Here is a 14,638-nt window from a genome sequence, read left to right on the forward strand (position 1 = left end):
GGCGCCCCCATTGCGAACAGGGAAGTGATGGACCGGAACGACGAGCTGCTGCTGCGCGCGGCCCTCGCGGCGGTGGCACCCGGGACGGAGCTGCGTGACAGCCTCGAACGGATCCTTCGCGGTCGCACCGGAGCGCTCATCGTGCTCGGTTTCGACCGTGTCGTCGACTCGATCTGCACGGGCGGCTTCGTGCTCGACATGGAGTTCTCGGCCACGCGCGTGCGCGAGCTGTGCAAGATGGACGGCGCCGTGGTGCTCGACCGCGAGGGCACCCGCATCCTGCGTGCGGCCACCCAGCTCGTGCCCGACTCCAGCATCGAGACCACCGAGTCCGGCACCCGCCACCGCACGGCCGAGCGGGTGGCCAAGCAGACCGGCTACCCCGTCATCTCCGTGAGCCAGTCGATGGGCGTCGTCGCGCTCTACGTCGGCGACCTGCGCCACGTCATCGAGGGGTCGCCGACGACCCTGTCGCGCGCCGACCAGGCGCTGCAGACCCTCGAGCGCTACAAGGCCCGTCTCGACGAGGTCACCGGCACCCTGTCCGCCCTTGAGATCGAGGACCTCGTCACGGTGCGCGACGTCACCGCCGTGCTGCAGCGCCTCGAGATGGTGCGGCGCATCTCCGCCGAGATCCAGGACTACGTCGTGGAGCTCGGCACCGACGGACGACTGCTCAGCCTGCAGCTCGAGGAGCTCGTGGGCGGGCTCGGCAACGACCGCGAGCTCGTCATCCGCGACTACCTTCCGGCGACGAAGTCCGGGCTCGACGTCGACGAGGCCCTCGACAACCTCCAGGCGCTGAACGCGGTCGAGCTGCTCGACCTCGCTGCGGGTGCTCGCGCCGTCGGCTTCTCCGTCGTCGGTGACAGCCTCGACCTCCCGGTCTCACCGCAGGGCTACCGGCTGCTGACGAAGGTGCCGCGCCTGCCGACCGCGATCGTCGACCGGCTCGTGACGCACTTCGAGTCGCTCCAGCGGCTGCTTGCGGCCGGCATCGAGGACCTCATGCTCGTCGACGGCGTCGGCGAGGGTCGTGCTCGGGCCGTGCGCGAGGGTCTCTCGCGCCTCGCCGAGTCGAGCATCCTCGAACGCTACGTCTGACCGCTCGGGAGCTCACGGTCCTGGTGGGCCTGCGCCCCGGGTGCCCCCGCAGGTCCCGCCCGGTCAGGCCGTCACTAGCGTGTCCGTATGCCGTCCCGCGAGGTCCCGCTGTCGCTGCTCCACGAGCGCGTCAACGGGTGGTACGCCGAGGCCGGCCGCAAGCACCTGCCGTGGCGCGAGCCCGACGCGAGCGCGTGGGGTGTGTTCCTCTCCGAGGTGATGTCGCAGCAGACACCCCTGGCCCGGGTCGAGCCGATCTGGCGCGAGTGGATGGACCGGTGGCCGACCCCCACCGACCTCGCGGCTGCGGCGCCGGGCGACGCCGTCCGGGCCTGGGGCCGTCTGGGCTACCCGCGTCGTGCCCTGCGCCTGCACGAGGCGGCGAGGGCGATGGTCGAGCGGCACGGCGGTGAGGTCCCCGCCACCCCCGAGGGCCTGCTGGCCCTGCCGGGCGTCGGGGCCTACACGGCGGCAGCCGTCTCGTGCTTCGCCTTCGGCATCCCGGAGGTCGTCGTCGACACGAACGTCCGGCGCGTCCTCGCTCGCACCCGCGAGGGCAAGGCCTTCCCCAACCTCACGCTCAACCGCGCCGAGGCGCAGCTGGCGGCCGATTCGATGCCGACCGAGCCGGCGACGGCGAACACGTGGAACGTCGCCGTCATGGAGCTCGGTGCCCTCGTCTGTGTGGCCAGGGGACCCCGTTGTGACGAGTGCCCGGTCGCTGACCTCTGCGCGTGGAACCTCGCCGGCCGACCGGCCTACGAGGGTCCGCCGCGGCGCGGGCAGAGCTGGCACGGCACCGACCGGCAGGTGCGCGGCGAGCTGCTGCGCCGCCTGCGCGACGCCCACGCGGCTCTGCCGCTCGCACGGCTCGAGGACTCGGCCGATGACCGCGCGCAGGTCATGCGCTGCCTCGACTCCCTCGTCGCCGACGGGTTGGTCGAGCCCCTGTCGCGCAACCGGTTCGCGCTCCCCTCCTGACCACGGGCGTCGACCGTGAGGGGCGGGGCCGGAAGCCGGCGCCCGCCCCCCACCTTCAGAGGTTGCCGAGAACGGACCGCACGTCGATGGCGATGACGACCCGCTCGGGGTTGGGGCGCGGCTCGCGGTAGCGGACGGCATACCTCTGCACGGCGTCGGCGACGGAGGCCGGGTCGTCGAGGATGCGCGCGGTGCCCTGGAGCGAGAGCCAGTGGCGGCCGTCGACCTGGCACAGCACGGCGGGGCAGACCGCGCTGGCATTGCGGGCCTTGCGGCTGGCGCGGCTGGTGATGACGCGGGCGACCGACGTCTCCGGATCCCACGTGAAGCCGACCGGCACGACATGCGGCGATCCGTCGGGGCGCAGGGTCGTCAGCGTGGCGAGGTGACGCACCGACAGGAACTCGAGCGCCTCGGCGGACAGGTCGCGGGGGAGGGTCGCCACGCCGGTCAGACGACGACGCTGAGGGCCATCACGAGCACGAACCCGACCACCGAGATGACGGTCTCCATGACCGACCACGACTTGATCGTCTCGCCGACGGTGAGCCCGAAGTACTCCTTGACGAGCCAGAAGCCGGCGTCGTTGACGTGGCTGAAGAAGAGCGAGCCGCAGCCGATCGCCAGGACGAGCAGGGCGAGGTGGCTGGTCGACAGCGTCGTCGCGAGGGGGCCGACGATGCCCGCCGCGGTGATCGTCGCAACGGTGGCCGAGCCCGTGCCGAGGCGGATCAGCACGGCGACGAGCCAGCCGAGCAGGAGCACCGACATGTTGACGCCGGTGGCCCAGTCGGCGATGACCTTGCCGACGCCCGCGTCGACGAGCGTCTGCTTGAACCCGCCACCGGCCGCGACGATGAGGATGATGCCGGCGACGCCCGGCAGGCTCGCACCCAGGGAGTCGCTGGCCTGGATCCGGGTCATGCCGGAGGCGAGTCCGAGCCGGAAGTAGCAGAAGATGACGGCGATGAGCAGCGCCACGACGGGGGTGCCCAGGACGTCGGAGACCTGGCGGACGCCGCTCCCCTTGTCGGACACGGCCAGCTTCGCGATCGCGTCGATGAGCATGAGCGCCACCGGCAGGGTGATCGCCACGATGGCAGAGCCGAAGCCGACACGACGGCGCCCGGGCTCGAGAGGTGCCTCGAGCTCCTCGAGGTTGCCGTAGCGACCACCGCCCGCGTCACGCGACGGCGAGGACGTGCCGCCCGGGCGGTGCGCGACGGCCGTGCGGCCGCCGCCCGCCGACACACCCGCGCCGCCAGACACACCCGCGCCGCCAGCCACACCCGCACCGCCAGACACACCCGCACCGCCAGACACACCCGCACCGCCAGACACACCCGCACCCGCCGACACCGGGGTGCCGACGAAGGTGTCGACGTACTTGGGCACCCACTGGTCGACGAAGCGAGCGAGCACCGGGCCCGCGACGATGACCGTGGGGATGGCGACGATGATCCCGAAGAGCAGCGTGCGGCCGAGGTCGGCGTGGAGCAGCCCGATGGCGGTCAGCGGACCCGGGTGCGGCGGCACGAGTCCGTGCAGCACCGAGAGGCCGGCGAGGGCCGGGATGCCGACCTTCATCACCGACAGGCCGGTCTTGCGGGCCACCAGGATCACGACGGGCACGAGCAGGACCACGCCGACCTCGAAGAAGAGCGGAAGGCCCAGGATCGCTGCGATGACGGCCATCATCCACGGCAGGCCGCCCGGGCCGACGCGCCCGACGAGCGTGGTGACGATGCGGTTCGCCCCGCCGGAGTCCTCGAGCATCTTGCCGATCATGGCTCCGAGGGCGATGAGCACGCCCACCGCGCCGGCGGTGGACCCGAAGCCGGCGATGAAGCTGGTCACGATGTCGGCGGGGGGCATGGTCGCCACGACGCCGAGGACGGCAGAACCGAGCATGAGTGCCAGGAACGGGTGCAGCTTGACCGCGGTGATGAGCAGCACCACGGCCAGGATGCCGAGCAGGCACGCGAGCACGAGCTGCGCGTTACCGGCATACGGCTCCTTGGCTGCCTCGACGGCGACGCGGGTGGCCGCGGGGGTCAGTCCCGGCGAGAGGGTGGTCAGGGTCGCGAGTGTCATGCGGTGGGGTCCTTCCTGAGTCCGAGTGCGCGCAGGGATCGGGAGAGCACCTCGGCGGCGGTGCCCTCGTTGGTGACGGAGACGCCGGGTTCGTCGGCGCCGAGGGGCTCGAGGGTCGCCAGCTGGCTGGGCAGCAGCGAGGCCGGCATGTAGTGGCCGGGGCGGTGCTCCATGCGGTCCTGGATCACGTCACTGGGGGCCTCGACGTGGAGGAAGCGCACGTGGGGGCGTCCCCGGCGCAGCAGGTCCCGGTAGACGCGGCGCAGGGCCGAGCACGTGACGACGGCGGACTCGCCGGCGGCCTCCTTGCCGCTGATCCAGTCGCCGATGGACTCGAGCCAGGGCCAGCGGTCGTCGTCGGTGAGCGGCTGGCCACCGTGCATCTTGGCGACGTTGGCCTCGGAGTGGAACGCGTCGCCCTCGGCGAACTCCCACCCCATGACCGTCGAGATGCCCTTGGCGACGGTGCTCTTGCCGCTGCCGCTGACGCCCATCACGATCACGACGTCGGGTGCTGGGCTTGAGGAGGGTGGGTGGTCCACGACGTCCGGCATGTGCCGAACGTACCCCTGTTGCCGGGCGCCGTGCTCCTCGGTAGCGTGCCCCTTTGTGCCCGCGCCCGTCCGACCGTCGTGAAGACCTTCTGGCTGCTCGTCAGAGCCGGCTTCAGGAGGCACTCGACGTACCGGCTGGCACTGCTGGCCGGGATGACGACCAACTCCGTGTTCGGCTTCATCCGAGCCTCGATCCTGCTCGCGGCGCTCGCCTCGGCCGGCACCTCCATCGGCGGCTACGACGCCCCGACGGCGATCGCCTTCGTGTGGTGGGGCCAGGCGCTGCTCGGCACGGTCAACCTGTGGGGCTTCGCCGAGGTCAAGGACCGCGTGCGCACCGGCGACATCGCCATCGACTTCCTGAGGCCGATCGACCCCCAGCTCGCTTACCTCGCAGGCGATCTCGGCCGTGCGGGCATCAACCTCATCGGTCGCGGCCTGCCGGCGATCCTGCTCGGTGCGCTCCTCTTCGACATGGCGCCCCCGCCGTCCGCCGTCAGCTGGGCCGCTGGGGCCCTTTCGGTGCTGCTGGCGGTCGTCGTCGCGTTCGCCGGCAACTTCGTCATCAACCTGCTCGCGTTCTGGCTCGTGGAGATCCGCGGCATCACGTTGCTGTGGATGATCACCGGTGGTCTGCTCTGCGGCCTCTACCTGCCCGTGCCGTGGTTCCCCGACTGGCTGCGCACCGTCGCCCACTGGTCGCCGTTCCCGTCCATGCTGCAGAACCCCATCGACATCCTCGCCGGGCGTGTCGTCGGGCCCGACATCGCCTCCGCGGTCGCCGTGCAGGTCTTCTGGGCGCTCGCGCTGCTCGGCCTGGGGCAGCTCGTGCTGCGCGCCGGCCGTCGTCGTCTGGAGGTGCAGGGTGGCTGACGTGACGCTGACCGACCGGCTGCGGCCCTACCGGGTGCTGCTCGCCTCGCGCGCCCGGGCGCAGATGCAGTACCGCACCTCGTTCGTCACCGACATCCTCGGCACCGTCGGTGTCGGCCTGGCGGAGTTCGCCGAGGTGTGGATCATCTTCCACAACGTCGACGTCCTCGGCGGGCTCGACTTCACGTCAGCCATGCTCGTCTTCGCCCTCTCCAACCTCGCGTTCTCGCTCGCCGACATGTTCGTCGGCCACCTCGACCAGCTGCCGCGCTACATCCGGGCCGGCCAGGTCGACGCGTTCTACGTCCGCCCGCTCCCGCTGCTCGCCCAGCTCATGACGAGCGACCTGTCGCTGCGGCGCATCGGGCGCCTCGGCGTCGCACTCGTCGTGCTCACCGTGGCACTGACGAGGGCGGACATGGACTGGTCGGTGGCCACCGTCGCGCTCATCGTCCTGACGGTCGTCAGCGGCACCGCGATCTTCTCGGCGTTGTTCACCGCCGCGGGCGGCCTGCAGTTCTTCCTCGTCGACGGGGCGGAGTTCACCAACGCCTTCACCTACGGCGGGTCGTATGCCGCCCAGCAGAGCCAGCAGGTCTTCCCCGACCCGCTGCGGATCTTCTGGACGTTCGTCGTGCCGACCGCCTTCGTCGCCTACATCCCGGCCGTGGCGATCCTCGACCTGCCGGGTGACCATCTCGCGCCCCACTGGCTGGCGTGGTGCACGCCCCTCGCCGCCCTGCTGGCCTGGGGCATCGCCGGCCTCTGCTGGAGGCTCGGGACCCGTCACTACCAAGGAGCCGGCGGATGAGCATCGACAGCGCCATCATCGAGACGCGCGACCTCGTGCGCGAGTTCAAGAAGACCAGTGCCGTCGACCGGATGACCTTCTCGGTCGCACCCGGTGAGGCGGTGGGCTACATCGGCGCCAACGGCGCCGGCAAGTCGACGACGATCAAGATGCTGACCGGGATCCTCAAGCCGACCGCGGGGCACGTGCGCACGTGTGGGCTGGATCCCATGCGCCAGCGGGTCGAGGTCGCCCGCCGCGTCGGTGTCGTCTTCGGCCAGCGCTCCCAGCTCTGGTGGGACCTCCCGCTGCGCGACTCGTTCGCCATCCTCGGGGCGATCCACCGCCTCGACGACCAGACGACCCGTGCCCGCACCGACCTGCTCGTCGAGCAGCTCGAGATGGGTCCGCAGCTCGGCACGCCGGTGCGCTCGCTCTCGCTCGGCCAGCGGATGCGGGCCGAGATCGCGGCCGCGCTCCTGCACTCCCCGGAGCTGCTCATCCTGGACGAGCCGACGATCGGTCTCGACGTGCTCTCGAAGCAGCGGCTGCGCGAGTTCCTCGTCGCCGAGCGGCGCGAGCGCGGCACGACCCTGCTGCTGACGACGCACGACATGGGCGACATCGAGCGGCTCTGCGACCGGGTCCTCGTCGTCGACCACGGGCGGCTCGCCTTCGACGGCACCCTGACGGGGTTGGCGGGCACGGTCGGGGCGCAGCGCGTCCTCGTCATCGACCTCGCCGCTCCGACGGCCGACCTGGACGACGTGCCCGGCGCGACCCTCGTCCAGAGCGAGTCCGACGGCCTGCGCCAGCGGCTCGCGTTCGACGCCGAGTCGACGACGGTCGCGGCCGTGCTCGCCCACGTCTCGTCGCGGCACGAGGTGCGTGACCTGACGATCGAGGAGCCCGACATCGAGGACGTCGTCCGCCGTATCTACGCGGCCTCCAGCCGCACCTGACCAAGCCGCCCCCGTCGCGTGGGGGCTGACCTCGCGGGGCCCCCGGTCGTATGCCGTGGGGTCAGGTCGAGCGCGACGGGGTCGATCGGGCGAGCAGTCGCCTGGTCGAGACGAGGACGGCGACGAGGACGACGCCGGCGAAGACCACCAGCACCGCCTGGGCGGGGAAGAACGTCACTGCGACCCCCGCACCGACGACGGGCACGGTGATCCCCGCGTAGGCAGCCAGGAACATCCCGGCCAGCGTCTCGCCACGGTGCTCGGAAGAGGACACGGTCGCAGCGGTGGTGATCGCGACGTTGAAGACGAGGCCCACCCCCGCCCCGGCGAGGATGCCGGCGACAGCGAACAGCGGGAGCGAGGTGGTCCAGGCACCGACGGCGACGAGGACGAGCCCGACCGACATGGCGGCCATGCCCGCCCGCAGCCGGTCGGCCACCTCCCGGGACCCCAGCACGATCTGCGAGAGCGCGGACGCCCCGATGACGCCGAAGACGAGGGCGCCGGTGAGCAGCCGGGAGTGCAGCCCGAGCGTGCCGCCGACGAAGCTGGCCGTCAGCGAGGTGAAGACGCCGAGCACCGAGAAGGCGGCCCCGGCAGCCACCGCGGCGGCCGAGAAGTGCGGTCGCGCGGCCGGCTCCACGCTGACGCGCTGCGGACGATACGCCGGGCGCTCGGCCGGCCGGTCCACGGTCTCGGGGGCGACCAGCAGCGCCCCGAAGGCCAGCACGAGCAGGACGACCCACACGGCATACGGCACGGTCAGGGGGTGGGGGAGGAACTGCGTCAGCAGCCCGGCGACGAGCGGTCCGAGGGCGAGGCCGCCGGTGTTGACGGCGCCCGCGGTGACCGAGGCGAAGCGGCCGTCGGCCTCGGGGCGGCCGACGGCGTGCAGCTCGGCGAGGTGCGCGGTCGCGGTCGCGGTCACGGCGCCGATCCCGAGGCCGCAGAGGAACCGGGCCACGAGCAGGCTCGCCGTGTCCTGGAGCAGGACGAACATCACGGCGCTGACGAGCTCCACCGCGGTGGCCGCCAGGAGCACGCGGCGCCGGCCGAGGTAGTCGCTGACGTGGCCGGCGAGGTAGAGGCCGCTCATGACGCCGAGACCGTAGGCCGCGAAGATCAGCGTGATGACGAACGTCGGGAAGCCGTCGAGCTGCTGGTAGAGGGGGTAGAGCGGCGTGGGCAGCGTAGTGAAGGCCATGAGCACGGTGAACGCAGCGACGACGACCCAGAAGCCGCGACGGTGGCGCGCCCGGGAGGCCTCGTCGTGGTGGGTGCGCGCGGGACGCTGGCTGGTCGTCGTCATGCATCCAGCGTGCGGCAGAAGTATTGACCATGTCCAACGCGCATTCTCAGTCGCATTCAGCGATGAAGCCGGTGAATGATGAGTCCGTGGACACCAGGCATCTCGAGTACTTCGTCGCGGTCGCCGAGGAGCTGAGCTTCACCCGGGCCGCCGAGCGGCTCCGAGCGGTCCAGTCGACCGTCTCGTCGGGCGTCGCGGTGCTCGAGCGCGAGGTCGGGACCGCACTGTTCATCCGCTCGACCCGCCACGTTGCGCTGACGAGGGCCGGCAGCGATCTGCTGCCACGGGCCCGCACGGCGCTCGAGGCCGTCGGGGAGATGCGCCGCGTCGGGGCCCGGGCCACCGGCACCGTGACCGGGTCGCTCCGTGTCGGGATGCTCACCAACCTCGAGTCGCTGGGACTGCCCGCGGTCTTCGGCGCCTTCCACCGGACGAACCCCGGGGTCGAGCTGTCGATGCGGACGTCCCCGCGCGGCTCCACGGGCCTCGTCGACGACGTGCGCCGCTCACGGGTCGACGTCGCCTTCTGCGGTCTCGCGCTCGACGATCTCACCGGAGTCCACGTCCAGGTGTTGAGGCGTCAGGCATTCGTCGTCCTCCTGCCGACGGGCCACGCCCTGTCGGCCCACGCCTCGGTCCGGTTCGACGAGCTCCTCGACGACGACTTTGTCGAGATGCCGGTCGGGTTCGGCAACCGCAAGGTCGTGGACGACTGGCTACGCGCGGCGGGGATGCGGCGTCGAGTCACCCTCGAGGTGCCGGACCTGTCGACGGTGCCCGCCTACGTCGCGGCGGGCCTGGGTGTCGCCGTCGTCCCGGAGCAGACGGCAGCCGAGGCACACGGCGAGGGCGTGGTCGTCGTGCCGCTCGTCGACCACCCCGTATGGGAGCTGTCGGTCATCGCCCGCCGGGAGGGCCGATCCCCAGCGGTGGATGCGCTGCTGGCGCACCTCGCCCGTCACCTCCCTCCGCCCGGCTGACCGCCGGTCAGAGGGTGCGGAGCATCCGGGTGTTGCCCAACGTGTTGGGTTTGACGCGCTCGAGGTCGAGGAACTCGGCGACGCCCTCGTCGTAGGAGCGCAGCAGCTCGGCATAGACGTCCATCGGCACGGCCTGGCCCTCGATGACCTCGAACCCGTGCCGGACGAAGAAGTCCGTCTCGAACGTCAGGCAGAACAGCCGCTCGACGCCGATCTGGCGCGCGTCCTCGACCAGCGTCTCGAGCAGGCGACCGCCGAGGCCGGTGCCGAGCTGGTCGGGCGCGACGGCGAGGGTGCGGATCTCGGCGAGGTCCTCCCACATGACGTGCAGGGCCCCGCAGCCGACGACCCGTCCGTCGAGGTCGGCGACCCGGAACTCCTGGAGGCTCTCGAAGTAGGTCACTGCCTCCTTGCTGACGAGCACCCGGCGCTCGGCGAGCGGGGCCACGAGGGCGCGGATGGCACGGACGTCGGCCGTGCGGGCGCGCCGGATCACGGGGGTGCCGCCGCTCACGACAGGTTCCCGTCACGGAAGTCGGCGAACAGGCGTTGGGCCTCGGCGCCGAGCACGACGATCGACTGCTGGCCGGCCCACCCGGTCGGCCCCTTGGCGACGCCGTGCCCGATCCTCGTCGGGTTGAGCCGCTCGAGGCCGGCGACATACGTGAGCACCTGCTCGGCCGACAGGTTGGTCTTGACGACCGTGCTCGCGCTCGACAGCACACCGGGGATCGCGATCGGTCCGGCCAGCCGGGCCTTGATGCCGACGGCGAGGATCAGCTCACCCTGGTGGCGTGAGCGTCCGAAGTCGCCGTCGGGCAGCGTGTGGCGCTCTCGCGCGTAGGCGAGGGCCTGGGTGCCGGTGAGGCGCTGTGGGCCGGCCTTGATGATGATGCCGGCGTGCGAGGCGTTGACCGTCTGCGGGACGGCGATCGGGATGCCGCCCTGCTCGTCGACGACCTGGGTGAAGCCGGTGAAGCCGATGACGACGTAGCCCTCGATCGGCAGCCCGGTCGCGGAGCGGACCGTATCGAGCTCGGCCTGGGGGCCGCCGAAGACCATCGCCGAGTTGATCTTGCCCTTGCCTCCCGTGGCGAGCGGAACCCACGAGTCGCGGGCAACGCCCATGACGCCGCCGCCCCCGCGCCCGTCGGACCCGACCACCTGGAGGCTGTCGGCACGGGTGTGGCTCAGGTCCTCACCCGGGCGCGCATCGGACCCGATGCCGAGCACCCACCGTGGCCCACCCTTGCCGAGACTCGGCGTCGCGACACCCAGGGAGGGCCACCAGCCGCCGACGACCTTCCACGTCGGCCCGACGGCGAGGGTCACGTCCTGGCCCGTGGTCACGACGGCGACGGGCGCGCCCATCCACGACCCCACCTTGGCGGTGGCGGTCACCGGGCCGGTGGTCGGCTTGCGGGCCTTGAGCGCCGCGGCTGCGGTGGGGGACGACGTATGCGTGAGGTCGCCTCCGGCATACACGGCCGAGACGAGCGCGGCCAGCGAAGCCGGCGCGCCGCTCACCCGAACGCCCGACGCGGTTGCGGAGGACGGGGCGGCGCTCCCTGACGTGCCCGCGGAGGCCGTGGTGGACGTGGAGGATCCCGACGGTGGCGGCGACTGCGAGGTGCAGGCCGAGAGCGCGACGGCGACGGCCGCCGTCACCAGGAGCGCACCACCGGTGGCCCGGAGGCGGACTCGGCGACCGGCCTGGCGACCGGCCCGGCGACCGGTCTGGCGACGGGGCCGCCGACCGGCGTCTGACGCGCCGGCCGGTGGGTGCACGTGGTCGTCGGGGCGGTCGTCGGAGGTCACGGGCCCACGGTAGACGACCACCTCGGACGGCGCGGGAGCCCGTCCGGGCGGGCGCTCCTGCCCGGCGTCCCGGCATACGCCCGCCCTCGAGGGGAGGGACGTCGAAGGGGCCGGGGACGTCGTGTCCCCGGCCCCTTCGGTCGGTCGAGCGGTCAGCGCTTCGTCCGGGTCAGCGCTCCGTGCCGGACAGCCCGGCGTCGGGGTAGACCTGGTCGTCGGGCACCGGCGGCCCGGCCACGATGTTGACCCCGAGCGCCTCGTCGAGGGCCGCGCCCTCGGGAAGCTCCGGCAGGTCGTCGGCCGGACGGTGCGCGGCGTCCGGGTGGGCCATGTCGGAGAAGGTGAACTTCTCCTCCTTGCCCTCGCCCTCGGTGTCGATCTTGATGTACTGACCCGACGTGAACTCGGCGAAGAGGATCTTCTCCGACAGGGCGTCCTCGATCTCGCGCTGGATGGTGCGGCGCAGCGGGCGCGCACCGAGCACGGGGTCGTAGCCCTTCTTGGCGAGCAGGTCCTTGGCCGCGGGCGTGAGCTCGATGCCCATGTCCTTGTCCTTGAGCCGCTTGTCGAGCTTGGCGATCTCGAGGTCGACGATCTGCGTGATCTCCGCGCGGTTGAGGTGCGGGAACACGATGGTGTCGTCGACGCGGTTGAGGAACTCGGGCCGGAAGTGCTGCTTGAGCTCGTCGGTGACCTTGGCCTTCATCCGCTCGTAGTCCGACAGGGTGTCAGGCCCGGCGGAGAAGCCGAGGGAGGTCTTGGAGATGTCCCTCGTGCCGAGGTTGGTCGTCATGATGATGACGGTGTTCTTGAAGTCGACCATCCGACCCTGGGAGTCGGTGAGGCGGCCGTCCTCGAGCACCTGCAGCAGCGAGTTGAAGATCTCCGGGTGGGCCTTCTCGACCTCGTCGAAGAGCACGACGGAGAACGGCTTGCGGCGCACCTTCTCGGTGAGCTGTCCGCCCTCCTCGTAGCCGACGTAGCCGGGAGGCGAGCCGAAGAGCCGGCTCACCGTGTGCTTCTCGGAGTACTCGGACATGTCGAGCTGGATCAGCGCGTCCTCGCTGCCGAAGAGGAACTCGGCGAGGGTCTTGGCGAGCTCGGTCTTACCGACACCGGTGGGGCCGGCGAAGATGAACGAGCCACCGGGACGACGGGGGTCCTTCAGGCCGGCGCGCGTGCGACGGATCGCCTGCGAGAGGGCCTTGACGGCGTCGTTCATTCCGACGATCCGCTTGTGCAGCTCGTCCTCCATGTGGAGCAGGCGGCTGCTCTCCTCCTCGGTCAGCTTGAACACCGGGATGCCGGTGCTGGCCGCGAGGACCTCGGCGATGAGCTCCTCGTCGACCTCGGCCACGATGTCCATGTCGCCCGACTTCCACTGGGCCTCACGGGCGGCCTTCTCCTGGCGCAGGCGCTTCTCGTCGTCGCGGACGCGGGCCGCGCGCTCGAAGTCCTGGCCGTCGATGGCGGACTCCTTCTCGCGCACGAGCGCGGCGATCTTCTCGTCGAACTCGCGAAGGTCCGGCGGGGCCGTCATCCGGCGGATGCGCAGTCGCGCGCCGGCCTCGTCGATGAGGTCGATCGCCTTGTCGGGCAGAAAGCGGTCGTTGACGTAGCGGTCGGCCATGTTGGCCGCCGCGACGAGCGCCGAGTCGGTGATCGTCACGCGGTGGTGGGCCTCGTAGCGGTCACGCAGCCCCTTGAGGATCTCGATCGTGTGCGGGAGCGTCGGCTCCATCACCTGGATCGGCTGGAAGCGCCTCTCGAGGGCGGAGTCCTTCTCGATGTGCTTGCGGTACTCGTCGAGCGTCGTCGCGCCGATCGTCTGCAGCTCACCACGGGCGAGCATCGGCTTGAGGATCGAGGCGGCGTCGATGGCGCCCTCGGCGGCACCCGCACCGACGAGCGTGTGGATCTCGTCGATGAAGATGATGATGTCGCCGCGGGTGCGGATCTCCTTGAGGACCTTCTTCAGCCGCTCCTCGAAGTCGCCGCGGTAGCGGCTGCCGGCCACGAGCGAGCCCAGGTCGAGGGTGTAGAGCTGCTTGTCCTTGAGCGTCTCGGGCACCTCGCCCTTGACGATGTCCTGGGCGAGGCCCTCGACGACGGCGGTCTTGCCGACGCCGGGCTCGCCGATGAGGACGGGGTTGTTCTTCGTGCGGCGGGACAGCACCTGCATGACCCGCTCGATCTCTTTCTCACGTCCGATGACCGGGTCGAGCTTGCCCTCGCGGGCAGCCTGCGTGAGGTTGCGACCGAACTGGTCGAGCACGAGGGAGCCCGCGGGCGTGCCCTCGGTCTGGCCGGGGCCGACGCCGGCGCCGGCCTTCTCGCCGCTCTGGCCACCCTGGTAGCCCGAGAGCAGCTGGATGACCTGCTGGCGGACCTTGTTGAGCTCCGCGCCGAGCTTGACGAGAACCTGGGCGGCGACGCCCTCACCCTCGCGGATCAGGCCGAGCAGGATGTGCTCGGTGCCGATGTAGCTGTGGCCGAGCTGGAGTGCCTCGCGCAACGAGTACTCGAGAACCTTCTTCGCGCGCGGCGTGAAGGGAATGTGGCCGGTCGGGGCCTGCTGCCCCTGGCCGATGATCTCCTGGACCTGGGCCCGGACCGCTTCGAGCGAGATGTCGAGCGATTCGAGGGCCTTCGCGGCGACGCCTTCGCCTTCGTGGATCAGACCCAGGAGGATGTGCTCGGTCCCGATGTAGTTGTGGTTGAGCAGGCGTGCTTCCTCCTGCGCGAGGACAACCACCCTTCGGGCCCTGTCGGTGAACCGTTCGAACATGTTCTTCTCCTGACTGATCGAGAGACATCTCGATGCTATCCGTGCCCGCTGTGGACGAGCACACCCCGACCAACGCGAGGCATGCGTGTCCTGTTCCCCATCCTGAGCGTGATCGGCTCAGGTTCCGCCTCTGTTCGCCGTGAGCGGACAGACAGCTCGTCGCCCGTCGTTCTTTTGCGTATGCCGTGACGTACCCGCCGCGCATCCGCCGCCACCGCGCGGCCCTCTCCTGCCGGCTTCTCCGCCGTGGCGGAGTTGTGGTGGTGGTGGGGCGGGTTTCGGTGGTGGTTTCTCCGCCGGGGCGGAGTTGTGGTGGTGGTGGGGCCGGTTTCGGTGGTGGTTTCTCCGCCGGGGCGGAGTTGCTGCGGTCGCGTGCCCCGTTCCC

Annotated in this window: 13 protein-coding genes; 6 read left to right on the forward strand and 7 right to left on the reverse strand. The window is 71.2% G+C overall.

The genetic code is table 11. The features are described from left to right. Nucleotides 1-27 precede the first annotated feature (27 nt). Together disA and AB4030_RS10910 are read left to right on the forward strand one after the other, a co-directional pair. Nucleotides 28-1,104: a DNA integrity scanning diadenylate cyclase DisA gene (gene disA, locus AB4030_RS10905; protein WP_442279243.1), complete on the forward strand. Its 1,077-nt coding sequence runs from the start codon at nt 28-30 to the stop codon at nt 1,102-1,104. Between the two features lie 87 nt (nt 1,105-1,191). Further along, nucleotides 1,192-2,085, forward strand: a complete 894-nt coding sequence (locus tag AB4030_RS10910; RefSeq protein WP_442279244.1) for an A/G-specific adenine glycosylase — start codon at nt 1,192-1,194, stop codon at nt 2,083-2,085. 55 nt (nt 2,086-2,140) lie between these two features. On the opposite strand, the gene AB4030_RS10915 is transcribed toward AB4030_RS10910, so the two are convergent. From AB4030_RS10915 to AB4030_RS10925, 3 genes are read right to left on the reverse strand one after another with little or no spacing between them, the layout of a single operon-like run. Then, nucleotides 2,141-2,530, reverse strand: coding sequence for a pyridoxamine 5'-phosphate oxidase family protein (locus AB4030_RS10915; RefSeq protein ID WP_442279245.1), 390 nt, complete (start codon nt 2,528-2,530; stop codon nt 2,141-2,143). A gap of 5 nt (nt 2,531-2,535) precedes the next feature. Continuing rightward, complete coding sequence (locus AB4030_RS10920) at nt 2,536-4,179, reverse strand: GntT/GntP/DsdX family permease (RefSeq protein WP_442279246.1); 1,644 nt, start codon at nt 4,177-4,179, stop codon at nt 2,536-2,538. After that, a complete protein-coding gene (locus AB4030_RS10925) occupies nt 4,176-4,733 on the reverse strand; it encodes a gluconokinase (RefSeq protein WP_442279247.1) in 558 nt (185 codons plus the stop codon). Before AB4030_RS10925 ends, AB4030_RS10920 begins: the two co-directional genes overlap by 4 nt. Between AB4030_RS10925 and AB4030_RS10930 the strand changes: the two genes are divergently transcribed. The 3 genes from AB4030_RS10930 to AB4030_RS10940 are packed head-to-tail and all read left to right on the forward strand — an operon-like array spanning nt 4,734 to nt 7,358. Next, entirely contained in the window at nt 4,734-5,606 is an 873-nt protein-coding gene (locus AB4030_RS10930; RefSeq protein ID WP_442279248.1) for an ABC transporter permease, read from the forward strand. Between the two features lies 1 nt (nt 5,607). Further along, on the forward strand, nt 5,608-6,417 hold the full coding sequence (locus AB4030_RS10935) for an ABC transporter permease (protein WP_442279249.1): 810 nt from the start codon (nt 5,608-5,610) through the stop codon (nt 6,415-6,417). Continuing rightward, entirely contained in the window at nt 6,414-7,358 is a 945-nt protein-coding gene (locus AB4030_RS10940) for an ABC transporter ATP-binding protein (protein WP_442279250.1), read from the forward strand. Before AB4030_RS10935 ends, AB4030_RS10940 begins: the two co-directional genes overlap by 4 nt. A gap of 61 nt (nt 7,359-7,419) precedes the next feature. Here AB4030_RS10940 and AB4030_RS10945 read toward each other — a convergent pair whose 3' ends face one another. Beyond that, nucleotides 7,420-8,667, reverse strand: coding sequence for an MFS transporter (locus tag AB4030_RS10945; RefSeq protein ID WP_442279251.1), 1,248 nt, complete (start codon nt 8,665-8,667; stop codon nt 7,420-7,422). An 86-nt stretch (nt 8,668-8,753) separates the two neighbouring features. On the opposite strand from AB4030_RS10945, the gene AB4030_RS10950 reads away from it, so the two are divergent. Beyond that, the gene (locus AB4030_RS10950; protein WP_442279252.1) at nt 8,754-9,647 is read left to right on the forward strand and encodes a LysR family transcriptional regulator; all 894 of its coding nucleotides are present in this window, start codon (nt 8,754-8,756) and stop codon (nt 9,645-9,647) included. Between the two features lie 7 nt (nt 9,648-9,654). On the opposite strand, the gene AB4030_RS10955 is transcribed toward AB4030_RS10950, so the two are convergent. From AB4030_RS10955 to AB4030_RS10965, 3 genes are all read right to left on the reverse strand, one after another. Continuing rightward, on the reverse strand, nt 9,655-10,161 hold the full coding sequence (locus AB4030_RS10955) for an amino-acid N-acetyltransferase (RefSeq protein ID WP_442279253.1): 507 nt from the start codon (nt 10,159-10,161) through the stop codon (nt 9,655-9,657). Next, a complete protein-coding gene (locus AB4030_RS10960; RefSeq protein ID WP_442279254.1) occupies nt 10,158-11,465 on the reverse strand; it encodes an LCP family protein in 1,308 nt (435 codons plus the stop codon). Before AB4030_RS10960 ends, AB4030_RS10955 begins: the two co-directional genes overlap by 4 nt. Nucleotides 11,466-11,634: 169 nt before the next feature. Next, on the reverse strand, nt 11,635-14,253 hold the full coding sequence (locus tag AB4030_RS10965) for an ATP-dependent Clp protease ATP-binding subunit (RefSeq protein WP_442279255.1): 2,619 nt from the start codon (nt 14,251-14,253) through the stop codon (nt 11,635-11,637). Nucleotides 14,254-14,638 lie beyond the last annotated feature (385 nt).

The sequence above is a fragment of the Terrabacter sp. 2YAF2 genome (assembly GCF_052114705.1).
Lineage (GTDB): Bacteria > Actinomycetota > Actinomycetes > Actinomycetales > Dermatophilaceae > Terrabacter.

What these genes read in the sequence shown, in the direction of transcription:
- AB4030_RS10910 (WP_442279244.1), top strand. Translation starts at nt 1,192, where the DNA reads ATGCCGTCCCGCGAGGTCCCGCTGTCGCTGCTCCACGAGCGCGTCAAC.
- AB4030_RS10925 (WP_442279247.1), bottom strand. Translation starts at nt 4,733, where the DNA reads ATGCCGGACGTCGTGGACCACCCACCCTCCTCAAGCCCAGCACCCGAC.
- AB4030_RS10945 (WP_442279251.1), bottom strand. Translation starts at nt 8,667, where the DNA reads ATGACGACGACCAGCCAGCGTCCCGCGCGCACCCACCACGACGAGGCC.
- disA (WP_442279243.1), top strand. Translation starts at nt 28, where the DNA reads ATGGACCGGAACGACGAGCTGCTGCTGCGCGCGGCCCTCGCGGCGGTG.
- AB4030_RS10920 (WP_442279246.1), bottom strand. Translation starts at nt 4,179, where the DNA reads ATGACACTCGCGACCCTGACCACCCTCTCGCCGGGACTGACCCCCGCG.
- AB4030_RS10965 (WP_442279255.1), bottom strand. Translation starts at nt 14,253, where the DNA reads ATGTTCGAACGGTTCACCGACAGGGCCCGAAGGGTGGTTGTCCTCGCG.
- AB4030_RS10940 (WP_442279250.1), top strand. Translation starts at nt 6,414, where the DNA reads ATGAGCATCGACAGCGCCATCATCGAGACGCGCGACCTCGTGCGCGAG.